Source organism: Arsenicibacter sp. R0_47 (assembly GCF_057652235.1).
The window spans coordinates 644,367-662,376 of the sequence record NZ_JBYFCJ010000002.1 but is presented as its reverse complement, the minus strand read 5'-3'; the positions used below and the strand labels follow the sequence as shown (position 1 = coordinate 662,376).

Annotated in this window: 14 protein-coding genes and 1 pseudogene; 4 read left to right on the top strand and 11 right to left on the bottom strand. The window is 53.6% G+C overall.

Annotation, left to right across the window (positions count from 1 at the left end; genetic code table 11):
- From AC23NW_RS06020 to AC23NW_RS06010, 3 genes and pseudogenes are all read right to left on the bottom strand, one after another.
- Positions 1 to 343, bottom strand: a pseudogene (locus AC23NW_RS06020) (transposase); the annotation flags it as partial.
- A 112-nt stretch (positions 344 to 455) separates the two neighbouring features.
- Positions 456 to 1,661: a PepSY-associated TM helix domain-containing protein gene (locus AC23NW_RS06015; protein WP_487448330.1), complete on the bottom strand. Its 1,206-nt coding sequence runs from the start codon at positions 1,659 to 1,661 to the stop codon at positions 456 to 458.
- A complete protein-coding gene (locus tag AC23NW_RS06010) occupies positions 1,661 to 3,976 on the bottom strand; it encodes a TonB-dependent siderophore receptor (protein ID WP_487448328.1) in 2,316 nt (771 codons plus the stop codon). The genes AC23NW_RS06015 and AC23NW_RS06010 overlap by 1 nt, the downstream gene beginning before the upstream one ends.
- A 305-nt stretch (positions 3,977 to 4,281) precedes the next feature.
- Here AC23NW_RS06010 and AC23NW_RS06005 point away from each other — a divergent pair, with 305 nt between their 5' ends.
- A complete protein-coding gene (locus AC23NW_RS06005) occupies positions 4,282 to 7,707 on the top strand; it encodes a DUF7133 domain-containing protein (protein WP_487448326.1) in 3,426 nt (1,141 codons plus the stop codon).
- A 78-nt stretch (positions 7,708 to 7,785) separates the two neighbouring features.
- On the opposite strand, the gene deoC is transcribed toward AC23NW_RS06005, so the two are convergent.
- From deoC to AC23NW_RS05985, 4 genes are all read right to left on the bottom strand, one after another.
- Positions 7,786 to 8,499 carry a deoxyribose-phosphate aldolase gene (deoC, locus tag AC23NW_RS06000; RefSeq protein ID WP_487448324.1) on the bottom strand — a complete coding sequence of 238 codons (714 nt, stop codon included), beginning with the start codon at positions 8,497 to 8,499 and terminating at the stop codon, positions 7,786 to 7,788.
- Positions 8,496 to 9,335, bottom strand: a complete 840-nt coding sequence (locus tag AC23NW_RS05995; RefSeq protein ID WP_487448323.1) for a TatD family hydrolase — start codon at positions 9,333 to 9,335, stop codon at positions 8,496 to 8,498. The genes deoC and AC23NW_RS05995 overlap by 4 nt, the downstream gene beginning before the upstream one ends.
- A gap of 33 nt (positions 9,336 to 9,368) precedes the next feature.
- Positions 9,369 to 10,427, bottom strand: a complete 1,059-nt coding sequence (locus AC23NW_RS05990) for an SMP-30/gluconolactonase/LRE family protein (RefSeq protein WP_487448322.1) — start codon at positions 10,425 to 10,427, stop codon at positions 9,369 to 9,371.
- A 69-nt stretch (positions 10,428 to 10,496) separates the two neighbouring features.
- Positions 10,497 to 13,067: a M1 family metallopeptidase gene (locus AC23NW_RS05985; protein ID WP_487448320.1), complete on the bottom strand. Its 2,571-nt coding sequence runs from the start codon at positions 13,065 to 13,067 to the stop codon at positions 10,497 to 10,499.
- A 64-nt stretch (positions 13,068 to 13,131) separates the two neighbouring features.
- On the opposite strand from AC23NW_RS05985, the gene AC23NW_RS05980 reads away from it, so the two are divergent.
- The 3 genes from AC23NW_RS05980 (at position 13,132) to AC23NW_RS05970 (ending at position 15,719) form a co-directional block, all read left to right on the top strand.
- Positions 13,132 to 14,052: a hypothetical protein gene (locus AC23NW_RS05980; RefSeq protein ID WP_487448319.1), complete on the top strand. Its 921-nt coding sequence runs from the start codon at positions 13,132 to 13,134 to the stop codon at positions 14,050 to 14,052.
- Positions 14,053 to 14,055: 3 nt separating this feature from the next.
- Positions 14,056 to 14,985, top strand: a complete 930-nt coding sequence (gene miaA, locus AC23NW_RS05975; RefSeq protein WP_487448317.1) for a tRNA (adenosine(37)-N6)-dimethylallyltransferase MiaA — start codon at positions 14,056 to 14,058, stop codon at positions 14,983 to 14,985.
- A gap of 164 nt (positions 14,986 to 15,149) precedes the next feature.
- Positions 15,150 to 15,719, top strand: a complete 570-nt coding sequence (locus tag AC23NW_RS05970) for a heme oxygenase-like domain-containing protein (protein WP_487448316.1) — start codon at positions 15,150 to 15,152, stop codon at positions 15,717 to 15,719.
- A 61-nt stretch (positions 15,720 to 15,780) separates the two neighbouring features.
- Here the strand turns inward: AC23NW_RS05970 and AC23NW_RS05965 are convergent, their stop codons facing one another.
- The 4 genes from AC23NW_RS05965 to AC23NW_RS05950 all read right to left on the bottom strand — a co-directional run bounded on the left by AC23NW_RS05965 (position 15,781) and on the right by AC23NW_RS05950 (position 17,964).
- A complete protein-coding gene (locus AC23NW_RS05965) occupies positions 15,781 to 16,509 on the bottom strand; it encodes a TlpA family protein disulfide reductase (protein ID WP_487448314.1) in 729 nt (242 codons plus the stop codon).
- 143 nt (positions 16,510 to 16,652) lie between these two features.
- Positions 16,653 to 16,928: a type II toxin-antitoxin system RelE/ParE family toxin gene (locus AC23NW_RS05960; RefSeq protein ID WP_293844913.1), complete on the bottom strand. Its 276-nt coding sequence runs from the start codon at positions 16,926 to 16,928 to the stop codon at positions 16,653 to 16,655.
- Positions 16,928 to 17,155, bottom strand: a complete 228-nt coding sequence (locus AC23NW_RS05955) for a hypothetical protein (protein ID WP_293844911.1) — start codon at positions 17,153 to 17,155, stop codon at positions 16,928 to 16,930. The genes AC23NW_RS05960 and AC23NW_RS05955 overlap by 1 nt, the downstream gene beginning before the upstream one ends.
- A 65-nt stretch (positions 17,156 to 17,220) precedes the next feature.
- On the bottom strand, positions 17,221 to 17,964 hold the full coding sequence (locus AC23NW_RS05950; RefSeq protein ID WP_487448312.1) for a glycosyltransferase family 2 protein: 744 nt from the start codon (positions 17,962 to 17,964) through the stop codon (positions 17,221 to 17,223).
- Positions 17,965 to 18,010 lie beyond the last annotated feature (46 nt).

The window sequence follows — 18,010 nt, the reverse complement described above, 5'->3', positions numbered from 1 at the left end:
CATAAAAGGCCTGTGCCTTGGCTCGAATACCTGTCTGAATAACCGTATGCTGCCAATGAGGGCATCTTAGCAGATTGAAAATTCGTTTGGTACCCGCCGGAGCTTGACGGGCAGAAAGCAGATGTTCCCCTAATTCACTCAACAGCAACCCGTTATTCCGGTGCCGGAAGCGTAATAGGGTGACCATCAGCTGGCTGAAGGTGCGCACTAGCCGCACATCGATCAAGGTAGTTAACTGATCAATAATAGGTTGTGTAAACCGGGTTAGTCGCTGTTGATAAAAAAGACCCACTGACAGGGGCCATTCTTGCTCAGGATTGGTTTGTTTTGCAGTAGTATTCATAAGAAAACCTCCTGTCTTGTAGTTTGGCGACCACAAAGTTCAGGAGGTTTTCACTTTTTTGTCAAACCCAAAATTCGGGATGACTCATGTTCCGTAATCTGTTCAGTAGTGTTTACGCCGTTACCATTCGGGCACGTGCAGGGGTTTTCGATTCTTTTTTACGACGGCCCCGCCACACCAGAAAACCGGTTACCGGCAGGCTGGCGCAAATCAGACTTACGAGAAAGGCCAGGCATTTGGTCCAGATCCCGAAAATTGATCCCACGTGGATGTCGTAATTGGCCGAAACAACTTTCTCACCAAAGTTTTTGTCGGCATGCGGCCGGTTGTGCAGGAGTTCCCCCGAGTTTTCGTCGAAAATCAGGTTATGGCTGACGTGGTACGAATAGCTCAGTTCCTTTACATACACCGAAAAATTAGGGTGTTCATGGTCGTCAATGTGCGGATGCCCAAGGTCGATGCTGTAGTGCCAGGCAGTCGGATAAAGCTCCTCTACCTTGGCCGCTACTTTGTCCAGCGTACCGGCCGAACGCACCGATGCCGGTGCTTTGGTGGTGATGTGCGAAAAGTCCGGATAGGTCGTCTCTCCGCCGGAAAACACAAAATATACCAGCGACTGCACTGTAAAAAAAGCGTAGAACAAGCCGGTAATGGCCACGATTAAGGCCACAAACGAGGCATAAAAGCCCAGAATGTTATGCAGGTCATAGTTTTTGCGCTTCCAGTTTTTCACGTTTTTCCAGTTGAACCAGAAGCGTTGCTTACGGGCACTTTTGTTTTTGGGCCACCACAGAATGATGCCGGTAATGAGCATCACCACAAAAATAAGCGTCGGAATACCAGTGAGATAAGTACCCCACTCGCTTTTGAGCAGAAAGCTCCAGTGAATGAATTTAACAATGTTGAAAAAGCCGTTTTTCTCATCAAAGACCGCCAGCACCTTCCCCGTGTACGGGTTGACATACACCGTTTTATACATCACCAGCTCATTAAAGTAATGCCAGCCTTTCGGATCACTTTCGTAATAATAGAACTGGTAGCTGCGGGTTTTGTCGAGCGGGGCATCTACCCAGTGCAGCGGGTATTTTTCGCCGGTCTGCTGATTGATGCGCTTTTCCAGTTCCCGAAGCGGCAGTATCTGTTTCTGACTGATGTCGGTTTCGCCGTGGTGCAGGTATTCCTTGCGGAGCAGAGTCTGGACCTCGTCCTTGAAGACGTACAGCGCTCCGGTGATGCTGACGATAAACACCACCAGCCCGGTACTGAGTCCGAGCCAGAGGTGTAGTTTGCCGATGAATTTTTTAACGTTCCCTTTCATTAAAATTTATACGAAATAGCCAGGCGGGCGTTGCGGTATGCCTCAGCCTGCCAATAGTAAAACTTCGTCCAGGTGTAGTACGATCCCGAATACAGGTAGTTATTGGTCAGGTTGTTGATGTTCAGAGCCACGGCAAACTTGTCGAACCGGTACGAGATGGCAGCATCCAGACGGGTGTAGTCCGGCATGTGGTAGTCAGCTTCGGTATCGTAGGCACCGTACCAGTTTGTACGGCCGTTCTGGTACTGTACGCCAACCGCTACACCCAGGCCACGCAGGGCTCCTTTCGTCAGGCGGTAGTTCAGCCACGCGTTGGCGATGTTTTTCGCCGTACCCGGAATCTGCTTGCCAACTATTTTCTCGTCGGTATCCTTCGTTACTTTCGCATCGTTCCAGGCATAGTTTGCCGTTACGTCGAGGCCGTCCAGGATTTCGCCGCGCAGGTCAAATTCAACGCCCGACGCTTTTGTCTGTCCCAGCTGAACCGAGAAGAACTGGTGCTGCGGATCGCCGGTCAGGACATTATTTTTCGTAATCTGGTATGCCGCCAGTGTAGCCATCCAGCGACCATTCAGCCATTCTTTTTTCACCCCGATTTCCTTGTTGCTGCCCGTAATCGGGTCAAACGCCTTACCGTCGAAGCTTGCACCGGCCTGCGGCACAAACGCCTGATCCAGTACGGCATAGGCGCTGGTGCTGTTGTTAAGCGAATAGCTTAGCCCAACGCGGGGGGTGAATTTCTTCGCATCGGTGCCGCCGCTGTACGGATTCTGATCACGAACGGTGGTATACCGGCCGGCCAGCGTCAGCCGTAGTTTTTCGTTCAGCAACCGGATTTCGTCCTGTACATAGACCGCGCTGTAGTTGTTGTTGTAATAAACACCGCGCTCGCGGATATCCAGCGTCCGGTCATATACCGGATAGCCTGACGCCGGCACCTGACCATAAACGGGGTGGTATACGTTAAAGCCCGCACGGCCGGTAATGGCTCCTGTCTGGCTCCAGTCATGGTAAAAATCCTTATCACCCATATCGACACCGATCAGCAGGCGGTGGCCGATTTTACCCGTTTTCACGTCGCCGTTCAGGAAAAACTGACCTACTTTCATCACGCCCAGGGCATCCCAGATCGACGCACCACGCAGCAGGGTATCGCCTTTGAAGCCGGTCGGCCACAGCGACTGACCCACCTGATTGAAGGTTACGTACGCAATCTGGCCGGTAAATTTCCAGTTGCTGTTGATCGTGTGTGCCAGCGTCAGGAAGAGGCTGTGATCGTTGATGTTCGTTGGTTTCATGTTCACCTCCGCCGTCGTAAATTCGACCGGCATATCGCCCAGGCGATTCGGCGAGAAGGCATAATTAGACCCGATGGCCGACATCTGGTTGAACTGGTAGTTGTATTCGGCCGTCAGCGAGGTCCGTGGAGTAAACTGGAATTTCAGTACCGGTGCCACCGACACACGGTTATTAAATTCAAAGTCACGGTGTGAGCCTTTCATCTGGCCCATCAGGTTCAGCCGGAACAGGACCTTTTTATCCTTGCTCAGCGCGCCGTCAAAATCCAGCGTAGTGCGGTAGGTATCAAAGCTGCCGATGGTCATTGATGCCTCGCCTTTGGTGATCCCCGTCGGTTTTTTGGTTACGATATTATAAAAACCGCTTGGTTCGCCGTTGGCCAGCATGAACCCCGCCGGACCTTTCACAAACTCAATGCTTTCGACCATGCTCATGTCTTCGGCAACCGGTCCGAAATCCGATTGCACGTTCATCCCGTTGCGGAAACCCGGAATCCGTGAGCCACGCATAAAGATGTTGGCATAAATGTCCCAGTGCTCCATTTTAGCGGCCCCGCTGACGTTGCGGGTTACGCCTTCCAGAATGTCAAATATCTGCTGGTCTTTCAGCGTCTGGGCCGTTACGACCTGAATATTCTGCGGAATTTCAATCAGCGGCGTCTTTAACCGCAGCGATACCGACGGATAATCCGTCAGGTATTTACTCGGGTTGGCCGTTACCAGTACTTCCTGTAACTGCCTGGCATTTTCCTGAAGGACAAAATCTACCGTTGCCGTTTCGTTGGCAGAAACCATAACTTTTTTTGCCGTTGCCTGAAGACCGACAAAGCTCGCTTCAATCGTATGCTCCCCTGCTTTAATGCCTTTAATCTCGTAGTTGCCGCTTGAGTCAGCCACCGTTCCCTTGCCGAGACCCTTTAGAAAAATGGTAACGTATTGAGCCGGTTTCCCGTCTGAGGTAGTTACCGAACCCTTAATCGTACCTTGCTGGGCAAACACGCTTCCACTCAGAAGCATGAACAGTAAAAGCAATCGCATCTTCTATATTTCTTTAGATCAATTCCAAACAATGGCACAAAAGTAGAACTGAAATCGATTCCTGCAAAATTTATTTAGAATTAATCAAAACAAAAATCACCGGTTTCCCAAAAAGAGGTTACTAACAAGTCTGTATGTGGCATACTATGGTGAGGCTATGCAGGCAGGTCCGATTCGTTATTTTAACGGTGTGATCGTCAGTATAAAATCAGTGGCTAATAAGTAACTTACCGGGCTTTTTTGATTTTACTACAGAGCCCATTTCCAACCTGTTTTAGTTAACAATGCTGTTTAACAAACCCTTTCGAAAACCCATACTGGGAACTGCCCTGCTGGCTATGGCGGTGGTATCCTGTATGAAAATGAACACCGGCCGATCGTCGAAAATGGACACGAAGCCGCTGGTGGTCAGAGAAGACGCGGCAACGGCCCGTGCCCGCGCGAAGGAAATCCGCGAGAAAACCGCTATCAAACTGGCCGATGGCCTTAAGCTCGACCTGTGGGCCACCGACTCACTGGCACCGGACCCGGTAGCAATGGACATTGACGTGCAGGGGCGCGTGTACATTAACCGCACCAACCGGCAGAAAAACTCGGAATTCGACATCCGCGGCCACCGCGACTGGATGACGCCGTCGATTGCGCTCCAGACGGTTGAAGACCGCCGCGCGTTTCTGCACAGCACCTTCGACCCGAAGAAAAGTAAGGAAAACGAGTGGGTTAAAGACCTGAACGAAGACGGCTCCCATGACCGGAAGGATCTGGCCGTGGAAAAGGATGAGGTCTGGCGCCTCGAAGACACCGACGGCGACGGACTGGCCGACATCTCTACGCGGATCATCAATGATTTCTTTGATGAAATCACCGACGTGGCCGGCGGGATTCTGGTTCGGGCGAAAGACATGTTCATCACCATTGCGCCGGACATCTGGCGGCTGCGTGATACCAACAACGACGGCATTCCGGATCAGAAAACGTCGATCAGCCACGGCTATGCCGTACACATCGGTTTCGGCGGTCACGGCATGTCGAACCCGATTGAAGGCCCGGACGGCAAAATTTACTGGAATATCGGCGACATCGGGGCCAACATCACCGCACCCGACGGTAAAAAGCACAACCGGTCGAACGAAGGCATCATCGCCCGCGCCAATCCGGACGGCAGTGATTTTGAAGTCTTTGCCGGTGGGCTGCGGAACACCCACGAATTTGTGTTCGACGAATACGGTAACCTGATCAGCTCGGACAACGACGGTGACCACCCGGGCGAAAGCGAACGGCTGGTACACGTGGTCGAAGGCTCCGACGCGGGCTGGCGTTCCAACTGGCAGTATGGTAAATATACCGACCCGAAAAACAACAGCTACAAGGTCTGGATGGACGAAAAGCTGTTTAAACCCCGCTGGGACGGTCAGGCGGCCTACATCATACCACCGATCATGAATTTCCATAACGGTCCAACGGGTATGGTCTACAACCCGGGCACTGCTCTGGGATCGGCCTGGAAAAACAAGTTCTTCCTCGTTGAATTTGTCGGCAACCCGGCCCGTTCGCCGATCTGGTCGTTTGGCCTGAAACCGAAAGGCGCTTCGTTTGTCCTCGACGGCGAACAAAACATCCTGAACGGTATTCTGCCGACGGGCATCCGTTTCGGTCCCGACGGTGCGCTGTACGTGGCCGACTGGATCAACGGCTGGGATACCAAAAACTACGGCCGCGTCTGGAAACTGGACGTAACCGACGACAAGAATGACCTGAAGGCGCTGCGGGCTGAAACCAAACGCCTGATGCAGCTCGACTACATGGCCCAGACCGAGGACATGCTGTATTCGCTGCTGTTTAATCCCGATATGCGCATCCGTCAGAAAGCCCAGTTCGAACTGGTTGACCGCGGAGCCAAAGGGGCGGCTACCCTGAACAAGGCCATTGCTCAGACTCAGAACCAGCTGGCCCGTATTCACGCCATCTGGGGCGTAGGCCAACTGACCCGTCAGGACAAGGTGAATGCCTCATCGCTCTTGCCGCTGCTCAAAGACAGCGATCCGGAGATTGTCGCGCAGGCGGCCAAAATGCTCGGCGATGCGGCCATTCCGGAGGCCGGCCCGCAACTGGTTCCGTTACTGGCCAGTAAAAACCCGCGTGTGCAGTTCTACGGGGCACAGGCCATCGGCCGAATCAAGTACCAGCCCGCCATCAACCCGCTGCTGGACATGGTCAAGGCTAACCATGATGAAGACGTTTACCTGCGCCATGCGGCCGTACTGGCCCTATCACGGATTGGTCAGGCAGAGCCAATGGTCGCCCTTGCCAGCAATCCGGATAAGTCGCTCCGGCTGGCGGCGGTGCTGGTGCTGCGCCGGTTAGCCAGCGACCAGATCAACATTTTCCTGCAGGATAAAGACGAATACATTGTGGCTGAAGCGGCGCGTGCGATCAACGATGACCTGTCAATTCCGGCATCGCTGCCGGCGCTGGCAGCCACGCTGAAAGAAACGCGGTTTACGTCGGAGCCGTTGCTGCGCCGCGCCATCAACGCCGCACTGCGGGTTGGCGGTGATCAGGAACTGGAAACGCTGATCGCCTTTGCCAAACGCAAAGACGTTGATAAGGCAATCCGGGCCGAAGCCCTGGCCACCCTCGGATCATGGGCCAGCCCGTCGGTACTTGACCGTGTCGATGGTCGCTACCGAGGTCCGGTTCAGCGGAATCTGGCAGCGGTGAAAGCAAAAATTCAGCCCCATGCGCTGGCGCTGTTGCAGCAATCGGAGCCGGAAACACAAATCGCGGCGGCACAGATGTTCAGTCAGCTGGGTATGAGCGAAAATAACGCGGCCCTCGCCAAACTGCTGGACGGCAACGCCGCGCCGGAAGTTCGTTCGGCTGTTCTGACCGCACTCGGCAAACTGAATTACAACGGCATGGAAGCTGCTATCCGCAAGAGCATGACCGACGAAAACGCCGATGTACGGGCAACAGCCCTCGGGCTGATGTCGGGTCAGACGTTGTCGCAGGACGCCCTGGCCGATGTATCGAAAGTGGTATTCGATAAGGGAAGCATTAAGGAGCAGCAGCAGATGTTACGCGTACTGAGCGCGCAGCCGGCCGACAAAACCGAACGGATCCTGTCGGGACTGATTGACCAGCTGGCGGCGAAAAAGCTGTCGCCCAGCCTTACGCTCGAACTGAATGAAGCGGTAGAAGCGTCCAAATCATCGGCACTGGCCGCAAAACTGGCCCCGCTGAAATCCAGCGGTGACGGGGTGGCAGCGTTTAAGGACGCGCTGTATGGTGGTGATGCCCTCTCGGGTCGCCGGATTTTCAACACCAGCACGGCGGCCGAGTGTGTACGCTGCCACGCGATTCGCGGGCAGGGCGGTGAAGTCGGCCCGTCGCTGACGTTCATCGGCGACGTACTGACCCGTGAGCAGATTCTACAGGCGCTGATTGAGCCGAGTGCCCGCATCGCGCCGGGTTTCGGTACGGTTTCGTTAACGCTGAAAGACGGTCAGAACGTTACCGGTATTCTGTCGCAGGAAAATGAGCACGAGCTTGTTCTGAAAACATCGGAGGCCGAACCGCTGAAAATACCGGTAGCCCGGATTGCGAAGCGTGAAAACTACCCGTCGAGCATGCCACCGATGGGTCTGCTGCTCTCGAAACGCGAAGTCCGGGACGTAGTTGAGTTTCTGTCGAATCTGAAGAAAAAGTAAAAAAGCGGAGAGCAGGGGGCTTGGAGCGTAGGGCTAAGAGCCCTATGCCCTATGCTCCAAGCCCTACGCCCTATGCCCCTACATTCGCCGGTAGGCTTCGTCCAGAATGGCGGCGGTTGAACTGGTGCCGATGCGCTTAACGCCCATTTGCTGAATGCGCAGCGCTTCGTCCAGTGTCCGGATACCACCCGACGCCTTTACCTCGACGTTTGGCCCGATGTTGGCCAGCATCAGCCACAGATCGTGTTCGGTAGCCCCTTTATAGTCATAACAGCCGTCAGCGCCCTTCACAAACCCGAAACCGGTTGACGTTTTTACAAACGCGACACCAATTTCCGTGCAAAGCCGGCAGAGCCTGATTTTACAGGCATCGTCAGGCAGGTAATCATTTTCGAAGATCACTTTTACGGTAGCATTCCCCCGCTGACAAGCCAGATGCACCAACCGGATTTCATAGGCGATATATTCCCAGTCGCCGCTCAGCACCTTACCAATATTAATCACCATGTCAATTTCGGTAGCTCCGTCCTGACAGGCCTGCAAGGATTCCGCCACTTTGAGATGTGCAGGCTGACTGCCGTGCGGAAACCCGACTACAGTACAGACCTTGACATCGCTGCCAGCCAGCAGTTCGGCCGCCATCGGCACCGCATAAGGCTTGATGCATACTGATGCCACATTGTATTTGAGTGCCAGTTGACACCCGGCTTTCAGCTCCGCATCCGTCAGGGTCGGGTGCAACAGCGCGTGGTCGATCATTTTCGCCACGGATTCGAGTTGCTTCAGTGTCATGCCTGCGGTAAAAGGTTAGTGTACAGCGCCGGCAGCAACGACAGTGCATTGGCCGTGGTATGGCGGGCAACATCTTCGATTGAAATACCTTTCAGGTCGGCGATGCGTTGCGCAATCTGTTGCAAATAGGCCGGTTCGTTGCGTTTGCCGCGATACGGGACCGGTGCCAGATACGGACTGTCGGTCTCCAGAACAAGGTGTTCCAGGCTAATATGGGGCAGCACCTGATCCAGCCCGCCGTTTTTAAACGTCACGACCCCGCCGATCCCCAGCTTAAAGCCCATATCCACCGCGCGGCGCGCCTCGTCGAGCGTCCCGACAAAGCAGTGAAAAATGCCGGTCAGGTTGGGTAAGGCCAGTTGTTCAATCACGTCAGCGGCTTCGGCAAGGGCATTGCGGTCGTTTCCCGAGCGCGTATGCAGCGACACAAACAGATTCTGCTGCGCCGCCCACTGCAACTGGGTACGGAACGCCTCAAACTGCCGGTCAACGTGGGTCAGGTCCCAGTAAAAATCCAGCCCGATTTCACCGACGGCAATAAACGGGTGTTTGCTCAGCTCGGCCTCGACAACCGCCAGTTCCTGCTCCACGGTTTCGTTGACATAGGTCGGGTGCAGGCCCATCATCGGCAGGCAGCGTTCGGGGTATTGGTCGGCCAGTGCCATCATGCCGGCAATGGTTTCCTGTGCACAGTTGGGCATCCAGATCTGGCTTACGGGCAACGACCAGGCCCGCGCCAGCATATCATCACGTGTACCTTCGGGCTGGCCGTTCAGGATGCGGTCGGCCTCGAATTTTTCGTCGTAAATATGCGCGTGTGTATCAATCAGATTCATGCCGCAAAGGTACGGAATTACGGGGGAAGCTGTCTACAACTTAATCCGGTACAGCCAGTATGGGTAAACCACCCGGTCGGTGCCGTCGTGGTAGCGGGGCGCGCGGTCGAGCTGCGCCATCGTAACATACAGGTAGCCGTCGGGCCCGATGGCGTAGGAGTCGGGCCAATGAATACGTTTGTCCTGCACGAGCGTTTCCAGCCTGCCCGCCGGTGTGCGCCGGCGAATGACCTGCTCCTGTGAATCGCCCATGTAGACGTTTCCGGCGGCATCGGCAATCATGCCGTGGCTGAAACCGGCTTCTCCGAGGTCTTCAACGGCCGCAGATACCTGTGCTGCGGTATAGCCCGGATCATACAGGAATTTGGTCTGAATGCGGTACAGACGCTTTTTGGTAATGGGCCGGAAGTAAAAATACTGCCCGTCGTGGGTCAGGGCAATGCCGTTTACGTTGCTTGAGAACGGCCGGCCAGCCTGATCCCGCACGTCTTTCCCGTCGATGCTCAGGACCGTATTCGGGTCAGCTTTGGTGGATACGTCGCCTTGCAGCAAAGTACGGCTTTTGCCCGTTTTCAGGTCAAGCACCACCACTGCCGACCGGCCGGGATCCGACAGGTACGCCACCTGACGGCCGGCATCGACCTGTACATCGTTCAAACCGGCACCAGGCAAGTCGTCGAACCGATAGACACGCTCAACCGTACCGTCCAGTGTTAGTTTTACCAGCTTAATGCCTGCCCGAATCGGTTTCATGCCGGTCGGGTTTGCCAGATCAAGCGCCCATACGGCATCACTCCGGTCGATAAACAGCGCCTGCACACTCAGGAAATGGTCCTGCGGCCGTGCCGTGTCCCATCTGTTCCATTCCGGATTCGGAAACGGTATCAGCTTACCGTTGGGCAATACTTCAACGACAGCATGCGCATAGTTGTCCGTCCATTTCGGGAAACTGACGAACAACCGGCCTTTTTTTGACATCGCTACCCCCACGGGCTGTAGCTTTCCGAATGATCGCACCTCCTCCAGTACCTGCGCCTTTACCGGCAACAGGGCAATGAGTGTGCAGAGCAGGAGCAAACTATAGTTTTTCATAGTTTTTTTTAGAATCGCTGTCTGGGATGTATACCACGCATGGATTGCAAATAACTGCGCACTTACCTGTCAAAACTTTTCGTACAACGATTTTAACTGCGGGTCTTCTTCTTTGTTGCGGATATCCTGCCGCAGGCCCTCCACACCATCGACATCCAGCAGCAGACCGAGCGCCTGATAGGCCCCGAACCGGACAAACCACGGCTTTTCAAAACGGGCCACATTTTCCAGCAGCGGCAGGGCTTTCCGTTGCAGATCAATGGATGAACGGAGCAGGTATTTGCCGAACACCTGGATAAAATTGTACGCCTCCTGTGGTTTCAGCTGCTTCAGATTCGTCACAAACCAATCGTAACGGGCCGGATCTGCTTTGGTTGCGTAATACTCCGCCACCGCCGTCAGAATATCTCCGTTGGCGGACTGCTCAAAGCGAGCGGCCACTTTCGCGGCATCGGCCGGTTGTTGTTGCAGGTAATTTTCGAGCGCTACCGAGGCAACCAGATACGAGCTGTCGGCTAAAGCGGCCTTCAGCAGCGGCAGGTTGGCTTTGCCGTCGATGGAATTGAGCGTCAGCAACGCTTCTGCCCGGACAGCCGGCTTTTTGTCGTGTTGTGCTTTGTCGCGCAGCAGCCGGACAACCTCCTCCCGCAGCGGCCCTTTATAGTCGGCAAACTGGTTAATGGCCGATTGCCGGACCCGCCAGAAAGGATCGTTCAGGGCTTCGACCAGCTTGCGCTGGGCCGCTATGTCGCCGAAGAACCCTTTGTCCTTATCCCCCAGCCGGAGTACCGCGTCCTGGCGTTCCTGATAAGCCAGCCGCCGGTCATACTGAAACAGCGTCATGCGCAGGTCCCGCTCCTGCTCTATCGTCCCGACCATGCGGTGATCGGCGTCAAATACCACCAGATCAGGCTCCTGTTCGGCCGGAAACGTAAATGACTGCCGCACCTGCGTCATCACAATGTCGTGCGTGGTCAGCTTGCCTTTTACCCAGACATCGACTTTCAGCGGCAACCGGTAGACCGGTGTGTACGGCCCGCTCGCCTGCTGACTGGCCACCAGCGTTACGTAACCGGGCACGTAGCTTTGTTCTACCTTGATCGTCGCGTGTCCCGGCGCCAGAAACCACTGATTGAAAAACCAGTTCAGGTCCTGACCGGTCACCTCTTCAAACGTTTCCCGCAGATCGGCCAGCTCGGCTGTTTTATACTGATAGCGGGTCAGGTATTGCTTCAGCGCGGTAAAAAAGGCCTCATCCCCTACCATCCGGCGCAGGTAATGGAGCACACGGCCGCCTTTCTGGTATGAGTGACTGTCGAACATATCCTCCCGGTCGGCGTACCCGTACCGGATCAGGGGTTCCTGTTTCTGCTCGGCTTCGTTGAGGTATTGATTCAGGTCGGCCAGCAGGTGTAGCTCGGCTTCGTCGTGGCCACGGGCGTTTTCGTACCACAAATACTCGGCATAGGTTGCAAACGCCTCATTCAGCGGCAGGTTGGCCCACGACTCGCAGGTAACGAGATCGCCGAACCAGTGGTGGGCCAGTTCGTGGGCAATCACGTCGTCCGAATCACCGTCCAGCAACTGACGCCGGTCCATGTGTACGCCTTCCTGATGCACAGTAGCCGTTGTATTTTCCATGGCCCCGCTCACAAAATCCCGTACCACAATCTGGCTGTATTTATCCCACGGAAACGGCACCCCGAAGAGTTTTTCGAATAAGCCGATCATAGCCGGTGTCCGGCCAAAAATGGCCCTTGCCTCTTTTTCGTAGGCCGGTTCCACGTAATAACTCACTTCCATGTTGCGGGGGCCGGTATCCCGCACATACGCGAAATCCCCGACGGCAATCATGGACAGGTAAGGGGCATGCGGCAGGGTCTGCTGCCAGTGATCGGTACGGCTGCCGTCGGTGTTCGGCGTTGACGATACCAGACGACCATTCGAGAGAGTCCGCTGACATTTTTCGACGGTCAGGTAAATATCCTGCGACATTTTTTCGTTGGGCGAATCAATTGTCGGAAACCAGCACGAATTGGCCTCCGTTTCGCCCTGAGTCCAGAGCTGACGCGGCTTATGCGGTTCTTTGCCATCGGGGTTGATGAAATACAGTCCCTTATCATCGGTGATGGCACCGGTAGTACGCGTGAAAATACCAGGTAGTTCATTTGGTTTGGCCGTATACACAATCCGGATGTTAAATGTATCCTTGCGGGTGTAGGTACGCGGCAGTTTCAGCTGGATGGTTTTCTGTCCCAAATACGTGTACGTCAGCGAATCGCGCACGGGACGCCGGACTGTTTTCCGGCTCAGCGAGTCATAGGCTGTCAGGGTATCCAGCAGCACAATGCTATGAATCTGAAAGCCTTTGGCGTCAATAGCAAGGGTATTCTGCGGGTAAAAATAAGGCTTGAACCGAAGCGTGGCGACACCGTTAACGTACTGCTTCGCCCAGTCGAACCGCAGGTCCAGGCGTGTATGCAGCAGATCACAGGCCAGTGTCCGGCTGGGGTTATACTGCCGGTTCCGGGTGTCAAAAAACGTCTTCCCGGTCGTATCCGATGGCGTAGGCTGTGCCACGGCTATAGTTGCTGTCGCTACCGCAATGGCTACCAGTATTTGCGTCAATCCAATCTTCATATTCAAAATTTGCCTTAATTTTACCCAAATACAATCTATTTTTCATTTGCCTGCATCAACACATATGCCCCACCCGCCTGATTGGGCATCCGGTCTGCCGGTGACTCCTTTTCCGCACCCGTCGCCGTTTCCGGTCAGCCAGCTTGCCGACACCCGAACGCTCGTTCATGCCGTTGATCTGGCCACGTATCGGGCTCTTTATCAACAAAACAGCGCTATCGCCGACGGCAGCTTTTTTCAGGACCTGTCCGTACAGTTGGCGAAGGATGGCTGGCAAACAGTTCACCTGTGGGAAGATGTCCGGCGCACAAAACCGACCATTGTCCGCTCCCGGCTACAGGCACTTACCGGCCAGTCGGAACGCATCCCGGCTCGGCTTACCAACGTGCAGCGCATTGACCGCCCGACCCTCGATCAGTTTCTGACAACCCATCACCTGCAGGTGCCAACCCAGTCGAAATACAAATACGGGCTGTTTCTGCCGAAGCGGTATTTCCGCGTGTTATCGCCGGATTTCCGCGCCCGGTATACCCGCGACACCGACGACGAGCTGTTGGTAGCGGTAGCCACGTTCAGTTTTCCGCGTTCGGTTACCCGCCATGAACAGCCCTTCCGGTCGTACGAAATGGTCCGGTTTGCCAACCATGTCTTTACAACTGTTGTCGGGGGCCTCGATAAGCTCCTGAAAGCCTTTGTCACCGACCAGTACAGCCTCCATCCGCCCGCCGAAGGCCACCCGTTCATCGATGTCATGACCTACGCCGACCGCGACTGGTCAGACGGCCGCAGTTATGAGCGCCTTAGCTTCGAAAGGGTTGGAATAACCGCCCCGCAAACCTTCTGGCTCGATCCGGCCAGCTATGTGCGCTACTATCCGCACCGGTTGCCGGAGGGTCTTTCCGAAACAGACCTCCCCGCGCGCGGTTTCCTTCCTGTAGTCAACGCCGGAAGTATCAAGTTTATTAAACCGTTTTACCCGAACTAACGCATGGCCCATACCGGTCTTCTTGTAATTCTGGGACCAACGGCCAGCGGTAAAACCAGACTGGCAGTACAGGTAGCCCGGCAGCTTCAGGGCGAAATCATCAGTGTCGACTCGCGGCAGGTGTATCGCGGCATGGACATCGGCACGGGCAAAGACCTCGCCGACTATAGCGATGGCGGGCAGCCGGTACCCTACCACCTCATCAACATCGCCGATGCCGGAGACGACTACCACATTTACCGGTTTCAGCAGGATGTACAGCAAGCACTCGACGACATCCGGCAACGCGGCAAACGCCCTATCCTGTGCGGCGGCACCGGCCTTTATCTGGAAGCCATCCTGAAAGGCCACGCCTTTACGGCCATCCCGATTGATCAGACCCTGCGCGATAGCCTGAGCCTGCTTTCTGATGATGCATTACTCGCCCGTTTTCACCAAACGCCTTCGGTTTATTCGGCCGTGGCCGACACCTCGACCCGTAAACGGCTGATCCGTGCCATCGAAATTAACCAGTATCTGGCCAGCCACCCCGACACGCCATTGCTGGCCCAAACGCCTGAGCCGGCCGAAACACCTGCCGTTTTCGGCATCGATCTACCCGTTGACGTCCGCCGCGCGCGGATTACCCGACGCCTGCACGAGCGCCTGCAAAGCGGCATGATTGACGAAGTTGAGCAGTTACTTGCCGCCGGCATTCCGGCCGAGAAGCTGATTTTTTACGGTCTGGAATACAAATTTATTACGCAATACCTGCAGGGCGAACTCAGTTACGAGGCCATGACGCTCCGGCTCGAAACAGCCATTCATCAGTTTGCCAAACGGCAGATGACCTTCTTCAGGAAGATGGAACGGGACAGCTTACCCATCCACTGGCTGAACGGTCTATTACCCGTCAACGAGCTTACGGACACGGTTACGGCGCTGGCCGGGTAGTTTTGTTTTTTTATGTACCGTACACTCATTTTACCTAATGGTATATGGTGAAAAGTTTGTAAAATAGAATGAAAAACAGAACTTTGGTATACTGAGTTGGTAGTGTTAGTGGTAAGTACACGAAGCAGCGCTAACCCGGTTATACTCAATTAATTCTTTTCGTTATGGATCTCATGGCACTTCTCAATCAGAAGCTGCAGCCGCTTTACGATCAGGTAAAAACGCTGCTCTTCCGGAACCGTGTCGACGCTGATGTGCTGACCTTAAATCAGTATCAGCAGCTACTGTACGTCAATCTGGCGTATCACCGTGCGCTGGAAGCTGCCCTTGCCCAACAAGCTTCCTATTTACCCAATTATGATCGTTTGCGTCACTGCAAAACGCCATATCTGGTCGCTGATTTACTGGCAACAGGGGCACCGCTCCCGCTTGCCTACCCGACTTTTTTTGCACATTGGAATGCCTGGCAACTTCTCGGAGCTGCCTATGTAGGGGAAGAAATTGCGTTTGATGGGCAGACCATCACCAGAGACTTACAACGCAGTCCGGTATTACCGGCCATGGCCCGCATTTCCCGTTTTTTTAATGGTCCCAAGAATGAAAACTGGGCCATTGCCTGTCAGGACAAACATGCTAAAGGCCACGAGGCCGATATTACAGAGGGAGCCGTCCGGGCGCTTGGCATTTACGAACGCCTCGCCGGTGAAAATACGCTGCCTTCGCTGGCCGCCTGAAAAGTGGTGGCCTTATAAAAAGTGGTGGCACGACCAGGCGTGCCACCACTTTCTTTTTATACTACAGTAGTTTTCTCAGCTTCTCTTCAAATTCTTTCCCATCGCCCATCCGCAACACCTTATCTTTTCCTAAAATGTAGGGAATACCGCCTTCAACACTCACCACTCTCCCGTCTTTATCCAGAAAAACAGTCGTTGGAAAATGTATCATTTTTAAGCTGTCAATCAGCTTCTTCGCCCCTGTAACATGGGTAAATCCGAATGTTTTCTGCTGTAGAAACGGCTTTACTTTTTTGGTACTTTCGTACGTTACCGCAATAAAATTAACTGAATCCGCAAAACGGCTTTGAAGCTCATTCAGGACCGGCATTTCTTCTATACAGGGTTTGCAGGCAGTAAACCAGAAGTTAATCAAGGTAGGCTTTCCTTTCAGTTTTTCCATGTCAACCGGCTCACCGTCAATGGTGCGTAGACCGTTTAACGGAAACTCACGGCCGATGTATGTCTCTGCCTGAAACCCTTTTGGCCCTTTATCATCAGCTAATTTTATAGTTAGCTTGTACGCATAAATGATACTGTCGTTGTTTTTATAAACTTCGGTGAGGTCCTCATTAATAACTGCTTCAGGAAATTTCGACTTTATTCTGGCAACGCGCTCTGCCTTTTCTTTTTTGTGACTTGAAGCATCTGCTATTTTGCCATTCTGATCTTTAAAGTACGTAGCCTGTGCGAATGCATTAGCGGTGAGGAAAAGAGTTCCAAGAAGCAATAATGTGGCTTTACAGGTCATGGTTCAAATCTGATTAACATGTGAATAATGTCATAAATATGAGCAATTATTCAGTCCAGGCAACCAGCTATATACAAAAAAGTGTTGGCACGACCGGCAGCCGTTGCTGTTTAAGTCGTGCCAACACTTTCTTTCAATTAGACTTAATTTCCTTTTCGCGTCGATGAAACTGAGACAACCTCAATTTCGTCATTCTTGATGCGATAAAATAAGACAGTATATTTGTTAATTACACACTCCCGCAAACCTTCACGTTTTAAGGACTTCCTGTATAACTCAGGCATCTGCTCGATATACCTTAATTTGTCAGACAAAGCAGCTAGAAAATCTGTTTTTACTTTAGCAGGCCAGTTCTCAGACAAAAACGTAACGATTTTATCAAGCTCTTCTTCAGCTTCAGCAGAGAAGTAAATTTCCATTATTGGTACTTTTTAAGTACTTCGGCAAAGGATGTCTTCCTACCGGCATTTAAATCGGCGATTCCTTTATCTATAGATTCTTTTTGTTCTACAGTCAGTTCATCCCAAAAATCGCTCCGCTGATTCATCTCACGGGATAACAGGATACGAATTGCCTGCAAGACCTCATTATCATCAATCTGATCAATCAATACGTGCAATGATGACCTTAATTCAAGCGTGCTCATATCATATTTTTGGTGAATTATCAGGTGAAATTAAGCATTTCACTGGCAAAACTCAATCCCCTTCTTTACCGCACTGCAACGGCCTGTTCCCGGCGTTTGCGCTTCAGCTCGACACGGAAGCGGCGAAGGACGGCCCCGAGGGTCAGCGTATCCCGCAGCGCCTGCCGGACAATGTACCACGAAGCTCCTTTGCTGACACCGGCCTCACGCGGATGGTAGCGCGATTCGACCTGCACCACCTTACGCCCCGACACCAGCAGCTTGGCACAGATCTCACTTTCGATCAGCGAGCTTTCGATCTCCAGATTCAGCGCGTGCAGGTCGGCGGTTTTATAAATCTTTACCCAGTTAACGTCTTTCAGGTCAAAGCCAAGATATAACTTATTGACCATGCGGTTGGCATACGACAACGCATTCCGCGCCATGGTGTACGTCGTATTTTCGAGCCGGAAGTACGACACAAAGGAGTTTGCCGGTATATCCAGATACGGAATCAGCTCGTCGGTGTTGAACTGCCCGTCGGCCGGTACAGCGGTCAGGTTTTCGTTCCGGGCGTTGACGTAGCCCGTGCGCAGAGCGTGACCAATGCCCCGGTTTGTTTTATGAAACACCGGCCGGACCACGTCGAAACGGGCGTCCAGCTGACGGATCACGGCATCAGAACCATCGGAGCTGCCGTCGTCGACAATGACGATTTCGTACTGTCCGGGCCGGTGCTGCTCAAACGTATTGACCAGCTTTGTAACGACCTTCTCGACCGTTCCTACTTCGTTATAACAAAAAACGACAACACTCCAGGTTTGATTCATGCTCTTGGCTGACAGCGCGGCCGCCCAGTTGAGCGGGCCGCGCTGT